Source organism: Erwinia rhapontici, assembly GCF_020683125.1.
Lineage (GTDB): Bacteria > Pseudomonadota > Gammaproteobacteria > Enterobacterales > Enterobacteriaceae > Erwinia > Erwinia rhapontici.
Genome location: NZ_CP085627.1, coordinates 3,961,749 through 3,978,250 on the forward strand (window position 1 = coordinate 3,961,749; position 16,502 = coordinate 3,978,250).

General features: G+C 56.8%; 7 protein-coding genes and 3 tRNA genes. 4 read left to right on the forward strand and 6 right to left on the reverse strand.

What is annotated here, in order from left to right; all coding sequences use genetic code 11:
* Window positions 1-24: 24 nt before the first annotated feature.
* Window positions 25-1,173 carry a murein transglycosylase A gene (gene mltA, locus LJN55_RS18325; protein WP_167863290.1) on the reverse strand — a complete coding sequence of 383 codons (1,149 nt, stop codon included), beginning with the start codon at window positions 1,171-1,173 and terminating at the stop codon, window positions 25-27.
* A 206-nt stretch (window positions 1,174-1,379) separates the two neighbouring features.
* On the opposite strand from mltA, the gene LJN55_RS18330 reads away from it, so the two are divergent.
* The 3 genes from LJN55_RS18330 to LJN55_RS18340 all read left to right on the forward strand — a co-directional run bounded on the left by LJN55_RS18330 (window position 1,380) and on the right by LJN55_RS18340 (window position 1,734).
* Window positions 1,380-1,456: transfer RNA gene (locus LJN55_RS18330), tRNA-Met, on the forward strand.
* 76 nt (window positions 1,457-1,532) lie between these two features.
* Window positions 1,533-1,609: transfer RNA gene (locus LJN55_RS18335), tRNA-Met, on the forward strand.
* Between the two features lie 48 nt (window positions 1,610-1,657).
* A tRNA-Met gene (locus LJN55_RS18340) sits at window positions 1,658-1,734 on the forward strand.
* Between the two features lie 85 nt (window positions 1,735-1,819).
* Here the strand turns inward: LJN55_RS18340 and amiC are convergent.
* Window positions 1,820-3,067 carry an N-acetylmuramoyl-L-alanine amidase AmiC gene (gene amiC / locus LJN55_RS18345; RefSeq protein ID WP_133846069.1) on the reverse strand — a complete coding sequence of 416 codons (1,248 nt, stop codon included), beginning with the start codon at window positions 3,065-3,067 and terminating at the stop codon, window positions 1,820-1,822.
* 231 nt (window positions 3,068-3,298) lie between these two features.
* Here amiC and argA point away from each other — a divergent pair, with 231 nt between their 5' ends.
* Window positions 3,299-4,654, forward strand: a complete 1,356-nt coding sequence (gene argA / locus LJN55_RS18350; protein ID WP_200643185.1) for an amino-acid N-acetyltransferase — start codon at window positions 3,299-3,301, stop codon at window positions 4,652-4,654.
* Window positions 4,655-4,710: 56 nt separating this feature from the next.
* Here the strand turns inward: argA and recD are convergent, their stop codons facing one another.
* The 4 genes from recD to recC form a co-directional block, all read right to left on the reverse strand.
* A complete protein-coding gene (gene recD, locus LJN55_RS18355; RefSeq protein WP_227535003.1) occupies window positions 4,711-6,549 on the reverse strand; it encodes an exodeoxyribonuclease V subunit alpha in 1,839 nt (612 codons plus the stop codon).
* Window positions 6,546-10,082: an exodeoxyribonuclease V subunit beta gene (gene recB, locus LJN55_RS18360; RefSeq protein ID WP_227535004.1), complete on the reverse strand. Its 3,537-nt coding sequence runs from the start codon at window positions 10,080-10,082 to the stop codon at window positions 6,546-6,548. Before recB ends, recD begins: the two co-directional genes overlap by 4 nt.
* Window positions 10,079-12,964, reverse strand: coding sequence for a pitrilysin (gene ptrA, locus LJN55_RS18365; protein WP_227535006.1), 2,886 nt, complete (start codon window positions 12,962-12,964; stop codon window positions 10,079-10,081). The genes recB and ptrA overlap by 4 nt, the downstream gene beginning before the upstream one ends.
* 143 nt (window positions 12,965-13,107) lie before the next feature.
* Entirely contained in the window at window positions 13,108-16,467 is a 3,360-nt protein-coding gene (recC, locus tag LJN55_RS18370) for an exodeoxyribonuclease V subunit gamma (RefSeq protein WP_227535008.1), read from the reverse strand.
* Window positions 16,468-16,502: the final 35 nt, after the last annotated feature.

The following is a 16,502-nucleotide window of genomic DNA, read 5'->3' on the forward strand; positions in this document are numbered from 1 at the left end:
CCGCCTTCGCCGCCCGCTGTGGATTTACTGACTGACCAGTAAACCACTCTGAGAAGAACTATTCTGTGCAGAAGAGAATATCGGTGCGCCGGCGCCTGGGGCATTTTTCAGCACCCAGACGCGGCCATAATGGTTAAACCAGCCCGCCATATGCCCGGCATCGGGGCCGATTCCCTGGTATATGTCGAAGTGCTGCCCTTTAATGGCCCCCCCTACATCCAGCGACACCATTATACGCATCTCATATTTGCCGGTAAATTTACCGTTGTTATCCAGCAACGGAATCTCTGCCAGCAGCGCAGTACCCGGTGGGATCAACGCACGGTCAGCCGCGACCGAAGCTTTTGCCACCAGCGGCACCGCGCTGGCACCACGCACGGGCGCAAAGTTCTCAGGTTTAAAGAAGACAAAGGAAGGGTTCTGCTCCAGCAGTTCGCGCACCTCAGCCGGGCTGTGCGTTTCGCCCCACTGACGGATAGCCTGCATCGACATGTCTTCGCGCTTCACTTCACCGCGGTCGATCAGAACTTTACCGATACTGCGATAAGGATGGCCATTCTTACCACCGTAGCCGAAGAACGTCAGCGGACGCCCATCCCCGTAGTCAACATAGCCGCTGCCCTGCACATCCATAATAAAGTTATCCATCAGCGAATTGCTGTAGCCCGCGATAAAGCGTTCATCCAGCGCACCACTGTAGATTTCCGCCCGGCTTGGCAGCTTCCTGCCCTTACTACGCGGTGGCATACGGTATAAAGGATACTGGAATTCACCCTGGCGGGTGTAACGCGCCTGAATCACCGGGGTGTAGTAACCGGTAAACTGAACGTTGCCATAATTGTCGGTGCCTTCCATCTGATAAGCATCCAGACCGAACTGGCGCAACTGACGAGTATCGCCCCCGGCCATCAGCCAGCTCTCGATGGCGCTATAGGTGCCGGACTGACGCGAATACATGCCCGCAGAGGAAAAGCGGATTTGAGAAACCTGGTCGGCAAAGTCTTTGCCATTCACCGGGCGCCCCTTCGCGTTGGGCTGATTGACCAGCGCCAGCGGTTGATTCAGTGTCCCATCCTTATACTGTTGCCCACGATCGGTGGGTTTCGACGAACACCCCGCCAGCAGCGCCAGCAGCGTGCCGGTCACCAGATATTTTGCCCAACCTGCTTTCATGCCTTCTTTACCTTTATACGGGAACCCTGCGCGAAGATAGCAAAGGCACCGCCATAATTAAATGCGCCTTCTGAAAAAGACCTGAGGCATTTGTGCAACATTCCAGCATCTGAGCGTAAAAATCCATCACAACCACGATTTTAGCCACTTATCTGCAAAAAGGGGTTGCAAGAAAACCCATCAGGCGTATAGTGCGCAACCACGGACGCGGGATGGAGCAGCCTGGTAGCTCGTCGGGCTCATAACCCGAAGGTCGTCGGTTCAAATCCGGCTCCCGCAACCAATTAACTGAAGTCTGTAAGATTGAGTTAAGCAGTAAAGAAGATAGTTGTCGTGATGGAAGCGACAAACCACGCGGACGCGGGATGGAGCAGCCTGGTAGCTCGTCGGGCTCATAACCCGAAGGTCGTCGGTTCAAATCCGGCTCCCGCAACCAATTATCCGTCGTGGGTGGGAAGTAAAAGTTGTTAAAGCGTTAATCGGACGCGGGATGGAGCAGCCTGGTAGCTCGTCGGGCTCATAACCCGAAGGTCGTCGGTTCAAATCCGGCTCCCGCAACCAATTAAACACCCTTAAGGGTGTTTTTTTGTATCTGTCGTTTGTCCCCCTCTTGCTGAATCACAGCGGAATCCTTTCCGCCTGTTGACTATTTATGCAGTGCCAGCGGCGCACCGTTAGCAAAATACGCTTTAATCCCTGCCAGAATGGAATCCGCCACCTGATGCTGAAAACGTGTGGTGCGTAATTTACGTTCCTCTTCGATATTGCTGATAAAGGCCGTTTCTACCAGAATCGAAGGGATATCCGGTGCTTTCAGTACCGCAAAACCTGCCTGATCCACCGTCCGCTTATGCAGATGGTTAATTTTTCCCATGCGCGACAACACCTCTTTACCAAACTTCAGGCTGTCGTTAATCGTCAGGCTCTGCACCATATCGAACATAGTGTGGTCGAGGTAACGGTCCCCGCTCCTGCTAACCCCCCCAATCAGATCGGATTCATTCTGCGTTTGTGCCAGAAAACGGGCAGCGGTACTGGTCGCCCCTTTCGTCGACAGCGCAAACACCGATGACCCGCGTGCCGCACGGCTGGTAAACGCATCAGCATGAATCGAGATAAACAGGTCGGCACGCTGCTTGCGCGCTTTCGCCACACGTACTTTCAGGGGAATAAACACATCTTCATTGCGCGTCATATAGGCACGCATATTCGGCTGCTTATCGATCAGCGCCTTCAGTCGTCGGCCAATCTTCAGCACCACATCTTTCTCGCGCGTTTTATGCTTACCGACTGCCCCGGAGTCTTCCCCGCCGTGGCCGGGATCGATCATGATGACAATGGGACGATCCCGACCCGCCTTACCGGGAAGCGGGGCAGCCGCTGGCTGGCTGCGTTCGAGATCGCCCTTGTTGTAATCTTCCAGCAATGCCAGTAGCGGATCATCATTGTGCTGCTGCGTTTGAACCGGATAGAGATCCAGTACCAGACGATTTTTGATCCCGGCAACCGGATCCAGCGTAAAAATACGCGGCGCAACGTTTTGCTTGAGCTCCAGCACCAACCGGACGGTGTTTTGGTCGAACTGGCCGACACGCGCATTTTTAATATAGGGGTCGTCCTGACGCACCAGATTACCCACGCTATTCAGCGCCGAATTCAGCCGGATATTGTCGATATCCACCACTACGCGATCGGGATTGCTGAGGGCAAACTGCTTATACTTAAGCGGCGTGTTGGACTCAATGGTCAGACGTGAATAGGTTGAAGAAGGCCAGAGGCGGATCGCCACCACATGGCCGCTGGCGGCCATGCCGACACGGCTGATGCTGAGTAACCAGGCTGCGCCTGCCCCTTGTAATAACCGCCGCCGGTTAAGTGAGGTTGAATCGGTCATGCCGCTCCTGATGCTTTACTGTGTTTAATAAAAAGCCAATAACAAAAATTTCGCAAAAACTTTAACGAATACACCAGGCAGTGTCACCCAAAAAAAGCGAATAAATGCAGGACATTAGCCACAGAGAAATGCGGTAGCAGGTGATAAGTAAGGATAAATGCCACTTGCACCCGGACGGATAAAAGAATAAAAATACACTTTTACCGAATAATAATTCAAAGAGGGTTTGCCGTGAAGGAACGTAGTACCGAGCTGGTCCAGGGATTCCGCCATACTGTTCCCTATATCAACGCCCACCGTGGTAAAACGTTTGTCATTATGCTGGGTGGTGAAGCCATCGAGCATGAGAACTTCTCAAGCATCGTCAATGATATCGGTCTGCTGCACAGCCTGGGTATCCGCCTGGTCGTGGTGTACGGTGCACGCCCGCAAATTGATGCCAGCCTCGCCGAGCGTAACCTCGAACCGCTCTACCATAAACATACCCGCGTTACGGATGCGCAGTCGCTGGAACTGGTGAAACAGGCCGCAGGCCGTTTGCAGCTGGATATCACTGCCCGCCTGTCGATGAGCCTCAATAACACGCCGTTACAGGGCGCACATATTAATGTGGTCAGCGGTAACTTTATTATTGCCCAGCCGCTGGGCGTGGATGATGGCGTGGACTACTGCCACAGCGGCCGTATTCGTCGTATCGATGAAGAAGCCATTCATCGCCAGCTGGACAGCGGTGCCATCGTGCTGATGGGCCCCGTTGCGGTTTCGGTCACCGGAGAGAGCTTCAACCTGACCTCTGAAGAGGTTGCCACCCAGCTGGCGATCAAACTGAAAGCTGAAAAAATGATCGGCTTCTGTTCCGAACAGGGCGTGACGAACAACGAAGGCAGTATTGTTTCCGAGCTATTCCCTAACGAAGCGCAGAAGCGTATTGAAGAGCTGGAAACCAGCGATGATTATCACTCCGGCACCGTGCGCTTCCTGCGTGGTGCCGTGAAAGCCTGCCGCAGCGGCGTGCGCCGCAGTCACCTGATTAGCTATCAGGAAGATGGCACCCTGTTGCAGGAGCTGTTCTCACGCGACGGTATCGGTACGCAGATTGTAATGGAGAGTGCCGAGCAGATCCGCCGCGCCACGATTAACGATATTGGTGGCATCCTGGAACTGATCCGCCCGCTGGAGCAGCAGGGCATTCTGGTGCGCCGCTCGCGCGAGCAGCTGGAAATGGAAATCGATAAGTTTACGATTGTTGAACGCGATAACCTGACCATCGGCTGCGCTGCGCTTTATCCATTCCCCGAAGAGCAGATCGGTGAAATGGCCTGCGTGGCAGTACACCCGGATTACCGCAGTTCGGCACGCGGCGAGGCACTGCTGGAGCGCGTAGCGTTACAGGCACGCCAGATGGGGTTAAAAAAACTGTTTGTGCTGACCACCCGCAGTATTCACTGGTTCCAGGAACGTGGTTTTGTCCCGGTGGATATCGAACTGCTGCCGGAAAGCAAAAAACAGATGTACAACTATCAGCGTCGTTCCAAAGTGCTGATGGTCGACCTGCGGGAAGCTAACGCCCATACGCGGCAGAGTTAATCGACGGGGCGAGGCATGCTCCGTTCGGTGTTAACCGGGACGGGCATACCCGTCCCCTACATTAGTGTTAACCGGTCCACCAGCCCACTGCGCCTTTGCGTGCGCATCTTCACTGCGGCGTTAAACACGCCTTTATCGGCGTACAGCGTTAGCTGCCGTTTGGCACGCGTGATGGCGGTATACACCAGCTCACGCGTCAGCACCGGCATGACCTGATTTGGCAACACCATCAGCGTATGTTCAAACTCCGATCCCTGCGACTTATGCACCGTCATCGCCCAGGCGCTGTCATGCGGCGGCAGGCGGCTCGGTTGCACGGCCTTGATGCTGCCATCGGGCAGTGGGAAAAACACTTTTAACTGCTGCTCGTCGTCCAGCATCGCAATACCGATATCGCCGTTAAACAACCCCAGCGCCCGGTCATTACGGGCAATCATCACAGGCCGCCCGACAAACCACTTGCCGTTCATCGCCACAACGCGGCGAATTAACCCCGCCTTGCGCAGCGACTGCTCAATGCGTTCATTCAGCCCGGCCACGCCAAATGGCCCTTCGCGCAGGGCACACAGCAGTTGGAATCGGCCAAACTCCGCCAAAACCTCAGCAGGCGGCGCTCCGGCGGCGAGCAATGTCAGATAGCCGCGATAACCCGCCACACAGTCATTCAACAGCTGCTGGTAATCCTCGCTGCTGCTCAGTGCCTGACGACGAATATCCGTAAATCCCCCGCTGAAGACCTGCTCAACCCGCTTCACCTCACCGGCGTTGACCGCCAGCGCCAGCTGGCCAATGCCCGATGACGCTGTAAAACGGTAGCTTTTCCGCAGCAGGCAGATCATATCGCGCACCACAGAGGCACTGGCATCCTCACGCCCGGCAACGTCACACCCCGTCAGACGCGTCAGTTCAGCGGCGCGCTCCAGGCTGTAACCGAATTCGGCACAGCGGCAGATATCCCCCAATACGGCACCCGCCTCTACCGAGGCAAGCTGGTCGCGGTCACCCAGGAAGATCACTCGTGCCTGTGAAGGCAGCGCCGCGATCAGGTTAGCCAGCATCGGCAGATCGACCATTGAGGCTTCATCCACCACCAGCACGTCCAGATGCAACGGATTACCCCGGTGGTAACGCATGCGTTGGCTGCCTGGCAGTGCGCCCAGCAGGCGGTGCAGCGTGGTCGCCTCCGTCGGAAAACGGCTGCGAATCTCCTCGTCCAGCGTCAGTTCCTGTAGCGTTTTTCCCAGTGACTCCGTGAGTCGGGCTGCCGCTTTCCCGGTTGGAGCTGCCAGTTCAATCCGTGGCGCCGTCACTGATAGCTCAATCAGGCTGGCGAGTAATTTCGCCACCGTTGTGGTCTTCCCGGTGCCCGGCCCGCCTGAAATCACTGCAACCTGACGGGTGAGCGCCACGGCAGCGGCAATTTTCTGCCAGTCGTCAGGCTGCTGGCCGAAATAGCGGTCAAGCGTCTGGCGCACCTGCGCCTCATCCAGTGCGACGGCATGCTGCTGGCGCTGCACAAACTGCGCCACTTCCCCTTCGCTCTGCCACATCCGGTGCAGATACAGCCGCTGTTGATGTAACACCAGCGGCGTCGCTGACTCCCCGTTGCTGACGGCGGTTTGTGCCAGTAATGTATCAGCCCAGTCCTGTGGTGCTCCTGCCGCCTGCCACAATGCCTGCGCCAGCTCCGGGTGACGGCCGGCAAAAAAAGCCTCAGGATGCAGTTGGTCCAGCGGCAGACAGACGTGCCCTTCCCCCGCATCGCGACTGACCAGTGCGGCCGCCAGCATCAGCGCCGGTTGCTCTGCTGTCGCCACCATCTGCGCAAACTGCACATCAAGGGGCCGCAATAGCCGCAGTCGCTGCGCCTGCTTTAATCCTTCTGTCAGCGTCATGCGCCCTGCTCCGCGTTGTTAGCAAACAGCTGGTCAAGCGCAGTGACAAAGTCTGCCTGGGGCCGCGTGCTGTAAATGCCATTGCTTCCCTCCGTCCCGTCCAGGCCACGCAGGAACAGATAAATCACGCCACCGAAATGACGTTCGTAGTCATAGTCCGCCAGACGGTGCCGCAGATAGCGATGCAGCGCCAGCGTGTAAAGCTGGTACTGCAGGTCGTAGCGATGTGACTGCATCGCCTGCGCCATAGCCGGACGCGTGTAAGCGCTACTGTCCTCACCCAGCCAGTTCGATTTGTAATCCAGCAGGTAATATTTTCCCTGCCAGCAAAAGATCAAGTCGATAAAGCCTTTCAGCATGCCCTGCACCTGATAAAAATCGAGCGGCGGGCAGTCAGCCGAAAGCGGGTCCTGGCGCACCACCTGGTCCAGTGCATCAGCCGTCAGAAGACGTGAAATCGGCAGATAAAATTGCAGCTCAACTCGCCGGGCTTCAGGTGCAAGCTGATCCAGGCTCACGCCACTGTCATTGAGCGGCGTATGCAAAATACGCCCGAGCCAGTCATGCATCACCGGATGCCAGGCCTCGTCCAGCCCCTGACGACTAAGCTGAAGCGCCAGCCAGTCATCTTCCAACGGTGCGGTAAATTCGAGGGTTTCGAACAATCCATGCAGGAAGGTGCCCGGTGCCGCTCCGCGCGGGAAAGTGTGCGGCGTAAGCTGTGGTAACAGCTCATCGCTGGCTTCGCCCACCGCATCAACATCCAGCCGGGGCAGCAGGTCCAGCGCGGGCGAATGCCCGTGCTGTTGCAGGCCGGAATAACTGGTCACTCGCCAGTCATCACGCAGGGTACGTTGTAACTGCTGGCTGCTCAGGCGCTGTGGGTCTTCGTGCTGTGGCTGCCACGGCGTATCGTCCGGTTCCTGCGGAATCACGACCGCGGTCGCATCACTTTGCAGGCTCAGCAGTGCCGTCCTTAATCCTGCGGCATCTGCCGCTTCGCCTTGCTGGATCAAGTAGCCCAACGCGCTGCGGTGCAGGTCACTGTCGCCCTCTTTTTTACGTGTGCCTTTAATCAGGGGAGCAATACCGACGCTACAATGGTAAACCGAGCGCGTCAGCGCCACATACAGCAGGCGCAAATCTTCTGCCAGCCTCTCCTGCTCGGCCAGCGCCACGCTCTCTTCCCCTTGTTGTAAGTCGAGCAACGCTTCGAAGGTCTGGCGATCGTGATAGACGCCGTTTTCCGCCTCGCGGAAGTTGGCAACAAATGGCAACCACACCAACGGATACTGTAAACCTTTCGATTTATGGATGGTGACAATCTGCACCAGGTTACGATCGCTCTCCAGACGCAACTGCTGGTTAGCCACTTGCCCGTCCGGCTGTTCCACCTGCTGAGCAAGCCAACGCACCAGCGCATGTTCACTGTCGAGGGTGGCTGCAGCCTCCTGCAACAGTTCACCCAGATGCAACAAATCGGTCAGACGGCGTTCCCCGCTGTCGGACGCCAGGAGATTTTCCGCAATATGCCGTTTCATCATCAGCTCACGCAGCATCGGCAGCACGCCACGCTTTAACCAGCGCTGTCGATACTCGGCAAATTCATCCACCAGGGCATCCCAGGCCCGTTCGTCCTGGTTCAGCGCATCCAGTGCCCGGGCATCAAGGCCCAGCAGGCTGCTGGCCAGCGCACTGCGCAGAACACGCTCCTGCTCCGGTGCCAGCACCGCCTGCAACAGCCACAGCATTTCGCGGGCTTCCGGTGTGGTAAATACGCTGTCACGGTTGGAGAGATACACCGAGGGGATTGCCAGGCCGTTTAATGCCTCACGCATCACCGAGGCCTCACTACGGCTACGCACCAGAATCGTGATATCCGAGGCACGCACCGCCTGCTGTTTACCGGCCTTACCGATCAGCGCGGTGCCCTGCTGCCCGGCACTGAGCCAGCGGCGAATTTCCGCGGCACACTGGCGCGCCATAAACTGCTGGTAATCACTGACCCCGACGCCCTCACCGGGCTGTAACCAGAACTGCAAAGCCGGCTGTTCTGCTCCCTCCAGGCTAAAGCTCAGGGTGGCGTTCGGCGCTGCCGGGCTGACGGTAATAAAAGGGATATCATTGAATAAAAACGGGTTTACCTGGTGCAAAAACAGCTTATTAACACCCTCCACCATCGCCGGTGATGAGCGCCAGTTAGTCTCAAGCGTATAGTGAGCACTAACTTCTGCTCGCGCTTTCATATAGGTAAAGATATCCGCACCACGGAAGGCGTAGATAGCCTGTTTCGGATCGCCGATCAGCAGCAGTGCACTGTCTGTCTGCCGCGCATACAGCGTGTGGAAGATGCGGTATTGCTGGGGATCGGTATCCTGGAATTCATCGATCAGGGCGACCGGGTAACGCTGACGGATTGCCGCTGCCAGCGCGGCCCCCCCCGGCTGCTGCAATGCAGCATCAAAACGCCCCAGCAAGTCATCAAACCCCATCTGCGCATGCAGGCGTTTCTCCTGCTGGGTCACAAAACGCACCTCGTACAACGCCCGGGCAATCACCAGGTCGCGCAATGACAGAGGCTCTGCGAGGAAGGCATCAATCTGGTCAAACAACGGATGCCGTGGCGGCTCGCCTTTCTTGGTTTTATCCGACAGCACGCGCTGACCAAAACGCTCAAGGTCTTTCGCGACCTCATAGTCTTCCGTTGCTGCCTGCGCCCACTGGGTAATTTTTTCCAGCCAGTTAGGTAAGTGCTTACTACTGTAACTGCGCTTGTCCACACCGGAGGACTCAACCAGCGACTGCAAATCGCCTGCCGCCAGCCATGCCTGTTTCAGCAGGTCGATGTGGGCAATGATTTTCTCATGGCGCTGCTCCAGCGTTTCATCGCGGTCTGGCGCTGATTTGAGCGCTGGCGCTTCTCCCCCCAGCCACGGCGAAAGCGTTTTCAGCAGTTGCTCCGGCCCTTCCCACAGTTGACGCACCACGCGCGCCACTGGCAGCGGCAACGGATAGCAGTGACGACGCCAGAAATCGGCCGTTGCGCGACGGCGCAACGGGGTTTCGTCCTCAATCAACTCCTGTTCAAACAGCATGCCGGATTCAAAGGCGTTGAGATTCAGCATACGCTGGCAGAAACCGTGAATAGTAAAGATACCGGCCTCATCCATCTGCCGTTCTGCGGCCAGCAGCATTGATGCTGCCTGCGATAAATCCGCCACTTCAGACATCAGAGCCGAGAGCATCGGGTTATGACTTTCACCGCGAACGCAGGCAATGCGCAGCTCGTGGATATTGGCACGGATACGCCCGCGCAGCTCCGCCGTTGCCGCCTCGGTAAACGTCACAACCAGAATCTCTTCCACTGACAACGGGCGACTGAACGCGGCTTCACCGCCCAACCCCAACAGCAGGCGCAGATAGAGCAGCCCGATGGTGAAGGTTTTCCCGGTTCCGGCGGACGCCTCAATCAGCCGCTCGCCGTGCAGTGGCAGGGTTAACGGCTCAAGCCTTTCAGGCACCTGTTGGTTCATGGCTGATCCTGACTCACCGGTAATGATTGCTGCAAGGTAGAGAGATCCTTCCAGGTCTTCCAGCCTGATGGCGCAGCATAGTCAGCTTTGCCGTGGCGGCTGCCGGACACCTGGGACAACAACGCCAGCCCACTCGGCGCAATGACAGCCTGATGGAAGAAGTCAGCCAGCCCCTGCGGCGTTAACGTCTGGATCTGCGCAATCACCTTCTCGCGGGTATCGAAATGGTAGTTCTCACGATCGAAATCTTTGCTAAAGCGCCCGGCTTCCTCATCCAGCGTTTGCGGGCGCTGCTTCAGTTCGTTGATCATCGCAGCCTGATACTGAGCAAAATCTTCGTGGCTCATTTCACGCAGGCGCTTCTCAGCCGTTGGATAAAACGCCTCAAAGCGCTTCAGTAGATAAGCGGGTTGCTTCACGTTACTTTGCAGCAGGAAGCCGATGCCCCACTGACGGCCCACCGGCATCTGGAAGGAGAAGACCGCATAGCCGAGTTGCTCTTCCGTACGGAGCTGATTGTAGAACCACGGCTGAATAATCTGGCTCAGCATCGCACTGCTGGCCATGCTCTGATACTCCGGGAAGCCCAGCGGAATATAGACAGCGGCCAGTGCAGAGTCGGTACTGCTACCGGGCTGTTGCAGGTTAGCCAGCACTTTTTTATCCACCGTCACGTGCTCACTGTGCCACCAGTCGCTGCCTTCGCAGTTAAGCTGATTTTTCACGTCAGTGGCCAGCTTACGCACGGCATCCGGCGTCATATTCCCTACCACCATCAGTTCCGGAGTGGATTGTTCCAGCAGCATTTTACGGTAGTCGAGTAGCTGTTGTAGCGTGATGGCAGGCACCAGTTTACGCCGTTCACTGCGTTGCGTGTAAGGCAGCTGTGACAGCAGTTGCGCAGGCTGAATCGCCAGCTCAAACGCTTTGCCTTTTTCGGCCGAATCCAGACGTTCCAGATACCAGGATTTCGCTTGTTCCAGCTGCTGTTCCGTTGGGGTAAAGCTGGCGTAACCGTCCAGCAGTTGGCCCATCAACTTCGGTAAACGCTGCGTGAACCCGCTGGCACTAAAGGAAACGCCGTCATCTTCACTGGTGGAGAAACTGATGCCACCGACAGAAGCCTGGGAACTCAGTTCATCCAGCGCAACCCCCGCCAGATAATCATTAAGCGCAAACAACACCTGATTTTGCGCGGTGCTCATTGACGCCTTGTTACGCAGGGCCAGGGTGATATTGGCCTTAGGCTCATCGGCGTAGTACTGGCTTGGCATGTAGAACACGCGCAGCCCTTTCTGATTCACCAACTCTTCCGGGCGCTGATACTTTTTATCGGCCTTGATCAGGCTGAAATCATCCGGGATGTAAGGGTTAAGAACCGGTAACGACAGGCTGATTTTGTCGCTTGCCGCCTGCCACTGATTAAAACGCTGCGCAGGAATACGATCGACCTGATAAGGCGCATCGACAAAGTAAGCGGTTTTATTGTGTGGCTCTTTCGGGCTGATAAACCAGATACGCGCATTTTGTGGCGTCATGCCATCCAGACGGGCATTAACCGCCTGCGGATCAAACTGGTCGGCAATATACGGGGCGACCAGCGTATCCTCGACCGGTACGCGCAGCATGGTATCCACCAGCCATTCGATGTAGTCCATATCGCGGGTAATCGACGGATAACGGAAGTCGAGATCCAGCACGTGGGACACTTCATCAAAGTAGCGCTTATCAATGCCCTGAGTACGCAGCGTTTTCAGGTAGCTGAATACGGCGGCAATCACTTCATCCCGGTTAGCCTGGCCTTTATCGGTCAGGGAGATAGCGATGGAGAACACGCCACCGTTGCGGTCGATCATCGGGTCAGCACCCGCACTGATGGAATCCGCCAGGCCCTGATTTTGCAGCCAGTCTGAGAGCGTATTTTTGCTGCGGTTACCAATCAGATACCCGATCAGCGTGTCCGTTTTGCTGCGGAATTTGTCGCTGTTGTTATCGATGCGGAATTCGATTTTCAGCTGCTTACGTGGCTGGGCCGGCACGTAGTGAATGATCACGCCTTTCTGCTGGTCGGTCACCACCGGAACGGTGATATCCGGCACCGTGGCATGGCGGTTTTCCACGCGCCCAAAGGTTGCGGCGGCAATTTTCTCCAGCTCCGGCAGTGGCTGATTACCGTAGATCACTGCCTTCATTAAGTTGGCGGAGTAGTAGCGATGGTAAAAGGCCTTCAGCGCATCGTGCAGTTTGCTGCCCGGTTTATCGCGCAGGGTTTCCAGATTCCCGCCAGAGAAGCGTGAGCTGGGGTGTTCTGGATTGAGGGTTTCAGCACCGACCTGCGCCATGCGCAGACCGTCACGCGAACGGGCCATCGTCAGCTCGGCGTTCACTGCATGGCGCTCGCGGTCAGCATTCACCGGGTCGAGCAGCGGTTCAGCGATAGCATCGGCCAGGCGGTCGACGGCGGGTTGCAGGGCATCGTTTTCCACTTCCAGGTAGAACGCGGTGCGATAAGACGCGGTGCTGGCGTTATGGCTGCCACCATGTTTTTTGAGGAATTCAGCGAGGTTATCCGGCTGCGGGTAACGTTTTGAGCCCATCAGCACCATATGTTCGAGGTAGTGTGCCAGGCCAAGTTGATCGGTTGGGTTTTCCAGTGAGCCGACCGGCAGCGTCAGCGCTGCCAGCGATTTCGTGGCCTGCGCGTCGGACACCAGCAGAACGGTCATGCCATTATCGAGCTTAATGGCCTGATACTGGCGTGGGTCCTTCTCACTTTTACGGATGGTTTCAGTGAGGGGCTGCCAGCCGGTCTGAGCAAGTGTCAGTGGGCTGAACATCGAGACGGAAACAAAACAAGCTAACCAGACTGCATAACGACGCATTCAAACTCCTCAACGGGCTGGTGTTATCCGGCTTCCCGCCAGATGAACATCGGCTTACAAATTTCAGCGTACGGCTGTGTGACGTGACATACGCTAACACAATAAAAACACTACAGGATGTCGCCCTGAATGTCCTGAAAACATCAACTATTATGCACCAGTAACGGCAGCAACCACCGCTCTGCCTGCACGGCCATCTCTTGTTCGCTATTGCTATCCAGGGTACGCAGTAAACGTTGCAGATAGGGGTCTGTGCCCTCGCCGTCAACCTGATAATTTCCCTGCCAGCTCAGCAACAGTTTCCCGCGTGCTTTTTTCAGCGTTGCGTCATCGCGCAGCACCGCGCCCGCTTTCTCATCAAAGCAGGCTTTCAACCAGGCACCGCCGGATGCGGTCAGCAGCAGTGGCGCACACATGCCCTGACGATAACCGTCAACATACCCGGCAAGCTGCTGCTTTGCAGCAGCAGGGGCCAGCGGAGTGAAATGCCATTCGCTCTCTTTGCGTCCCAACATCCTGCTGCTGCCGGTGCCCCCCATCGAACAGTACACCAGGTGCTCCAGCCACAGCGTCAGGCCATCATTGAAGTTGAGAATGCCGGGCCGCCAGCGCAGCAATCCGCTGTCCTGTACCTGGGGCAGCCAGCCGTTTAAGGTCACGCCCCCCACTTCCAGTGCGATCTCCCAGCTCTCAGCCGCCGCCCGCAGTTCACGTACGCGCCCCGCCAGCTCGCTCATCTCCTGCTCCTGTTCCTGCCAGAACAGTTCGCCAAAGGCCCCATAGGGTAACGCCCCGGCGGCGCGCTGACGGGCATACAATCGTTCGCTTTCACTGCCCTCAATCAGGCTGTTAAGCAGTTGAGTGTTGACCTGATAGCGGCTCAGACCCTGTAAAGAAAAAGGTTCCGCATCGGGCAGCCCGGTCTCTTCAAGATGGAAGCTGACCCCAAGACGCAGGCTGAAAAAAGCCCTGACCGGATGGCGCCAGAAGCGCACCAGCTTGTCGAAGCTGAGCTCATCCGTACTTTCATCAGGCAGTGCCTGCATAAACGGCGGGTGTGCCGTCCCCTGTGCGCTGGCAGCAGGGAGCCATTCAGCGGCAAAGCTGCGGAACTCCGATTCAGCGCTGAAGTTTTCCGCGGCAAAGGGCATCCGGCTATGCAAATGGTGCAGATGCTCCACGACGGCTTTTGCGCTGCTGTCAACATCCCGATCGCGGTCCTGCTCCAGGCAGAAGCTCTGACTGATGTATTCCACTAATTCACTGACCAGCACAGAGGGGTAACGTTCCGTATTATCCTGAATCGAGCGGCCGATGTAGCTGATATACAGCTGTTGCTGCGCCGAGTTCAGCGCTTCGAGGAACAGATAACGGTCATCGTCACGGCGACTACGGTCCCCCTTCTGCGACTGCTGGCTCATTAAGTCAAAGCCCAGCGGCGGCAGCGTACGCGGATATACGCCGTCGTTCATTCCCAGCAGACAGACGACTTTAAACGGGATCGAACGCATGGGCATCAGAGTACAGAAGTTAACCGGGCCGGCGAGGAAGCGCTGGCTGATGCGCTGCTGGTCGAGGCGTGACGACAGCTCATCACGCAGTAGCGTCAGCGGCACTGCCTGCTGATAACCTGCCTCCACGCCGTAGTTGATCGCCTGCTGCCACTGCTCTTCAATCAGCGTCAGCGCCGCTTCGGTTTCTGCGTCACTGGTAAAGAAATCATCCAGCATTTGGCGGCACAGCGGCAGCCAGTGCTGGAGTTCACGGGGTTCACTCAGCCACTGCCGCCAGCGGTTGAGCTGCATCAGCAGTTCAGCAAGGTTTCCGGCCAGTTCTGCAATCAGCCCGCTGGATTCATCGTAAGGCAGGATACCCTGCCAGTCCCCGGCCTCGCTGTTCATAGCATAGCCCAGCAGCATACGCGTCAGACCAAAATGCCAGGTGTGCTGGCCGGTAGCAGGCAGATCCAAATCGCGCACGCTGTCATCATCAAGCCCCCAGCGAACGCCGGACTCCGCAACCCAGTGGCGCAGCAGACGTAATCCTTCTTCATCCACGGTAAAACGGCTGGCGAGTGCAGGCACTTCCAGCAACGCCAGCACATCCTCGGCGGTAAAGCGGCTTTCCGGCAAACTGAGCAACGAGATAAAAGCCTGCAATGCAGGGTGCGCCTGGCTGGCACGGCGGTCGGAAATAGCAAACGGCAACGCGCGATCGGCCGGAGCATTGCCAAACACCGCCTGAATAAACGGGGTATAAGCGTCAATGTCAGCCACCATGACGATAATATCGCGCGGGGTCAGCGACGGGTCGTCAGCCATCATGGCCAGCAGCCGATCCTGGAGCACCTCCACCTCGCGCTGTGGGCTGTGACAGAGGTGGATCGCCACCGAACGATCTTCAGGGGAGAGCACCCGCTTGCTACGACTCGTAGACCATTCACTTTGCTTCAGGCCAATCGCGGCATGATCTTCCAGCTCCAGCAAATCCCGCTTCAGGGCATGCAGCAGGTTTGTCGGCTCAATATCGACAAAGGCAAAGACTTCATTCGGTTCCATTTGCGCCAGCAGGTACAAATTGTCACGCCCCAACTTGCCCCAGGAGGCCAGCAACGGGTTACTCAGCTGCTGTTCACCGCCTTCATTAAACAGCCCTGGGGCTGCATCGCTGTCACGAAACTGGGGGATCTCGCGGTTATCCTGATAATGGCGACGATGGCGGCTTTGTAATTTTGCCAGGAAACCATAATCCTGAATGTCGCCCCAGTAGTGACGGCAGGGATTCGTGAAAAGCAGATGGATATCAATATGTTTACCCAAAGCCTGGAGGGCTTGCAGGTAAACCGGCGGCAGTGCTGAGATACCACAGATAAACACACGATCAGGGAGGTTAGCCGGGCGTTCACCGCTGTTGTCCAGCCGGGCAATAAAGCGCTGATAGAGGTTGGCACGGTGCCATTCTGGCTGGCCGAGTTTATCCGTGTAGTCAACCAGCGCAGCCCACAGCGGTGCCTGCCAGCATTGGGATTCCCCCAGATCATCCACCAACTGCCCTTTTTCCCAGCGGTTCAGCCAGTGAGGGCGATAGACCAGATACTGGTCAAAGAGATCCGCCACGCGGGACGCCAGCTGGAACAGCTTACGGTCGTCGCCATCGCTGAGATAATGACGCAGCATTTCAAATTCTTCACCGCCCAGCATTCCGGGCAGGATAGCCATCAGCTTCCAGCTCATGCTGGATTTATTAAAGGCACTCTCTTTCGGGATCTCCGGCAGCACGCGGACAAACATGTCCCAGATAAAACTGGCGGGCAGGGGAAAGTCGATATTCGCGGCAATGCCGAACTCTTCGGCCAGCGACATTTGCAGCCACTGCGCCATGCCCGGGCTTTGTACCAGCACCACTTCAGAACGCAGTGGATCGCCCAGCGGCTGGTTTTCTATCTGCCAGCACGCCAGTGTTTTTAGCAAATCCAACTGATTGGAGTGGTACACGGTAAACATACAAATATGCCCTTAAACAATACGCCGGAGGCTAC

Bases quoted from the DNA above. Each gene is read 5' to 3' on its own strand.
- mltA (WP_167863290.1), bottom strand. From the start codon at position 1,173: ATGAAAGCAGGTTGGGCAAAATATCTGGTGACCGGCACGCTGCTGGCG.
- amiC (WP_133846069.1), bottom strand. From the start codon at position 3,067: ATGACCGATTCAACCTCACTTAACCGGCGGCGGTTATTACAAGGGGCA.
- recD (WP_227535003.1), bottom strand. From the start codon at position 6,549: ATGACGCTGACAGAAGGATTAAAGCAGGCGCAGCGACTGCGGCTATTG.
- recB (WP_227535004.1), bottom strand. From the start codon at position 10,082: ATGAACCAACAGGTGCCTGAAAGGCTTGAGCCGTTAACCCTGCCACTG.
- ptrA (WP_227535006.1), bottom strand. From the start codon at position 12,964: ATGCGTCGTTATGCAGTCTGGTTAGCTTGTTTTGTTTCCGTCTCGATG.
- recC (WP_227535008.1), bottom strand. From the start codon at position 16,467: ATGTTTACCGTGTACCACTCCAATCAGTTGGATTTGCTAAAAACACTG.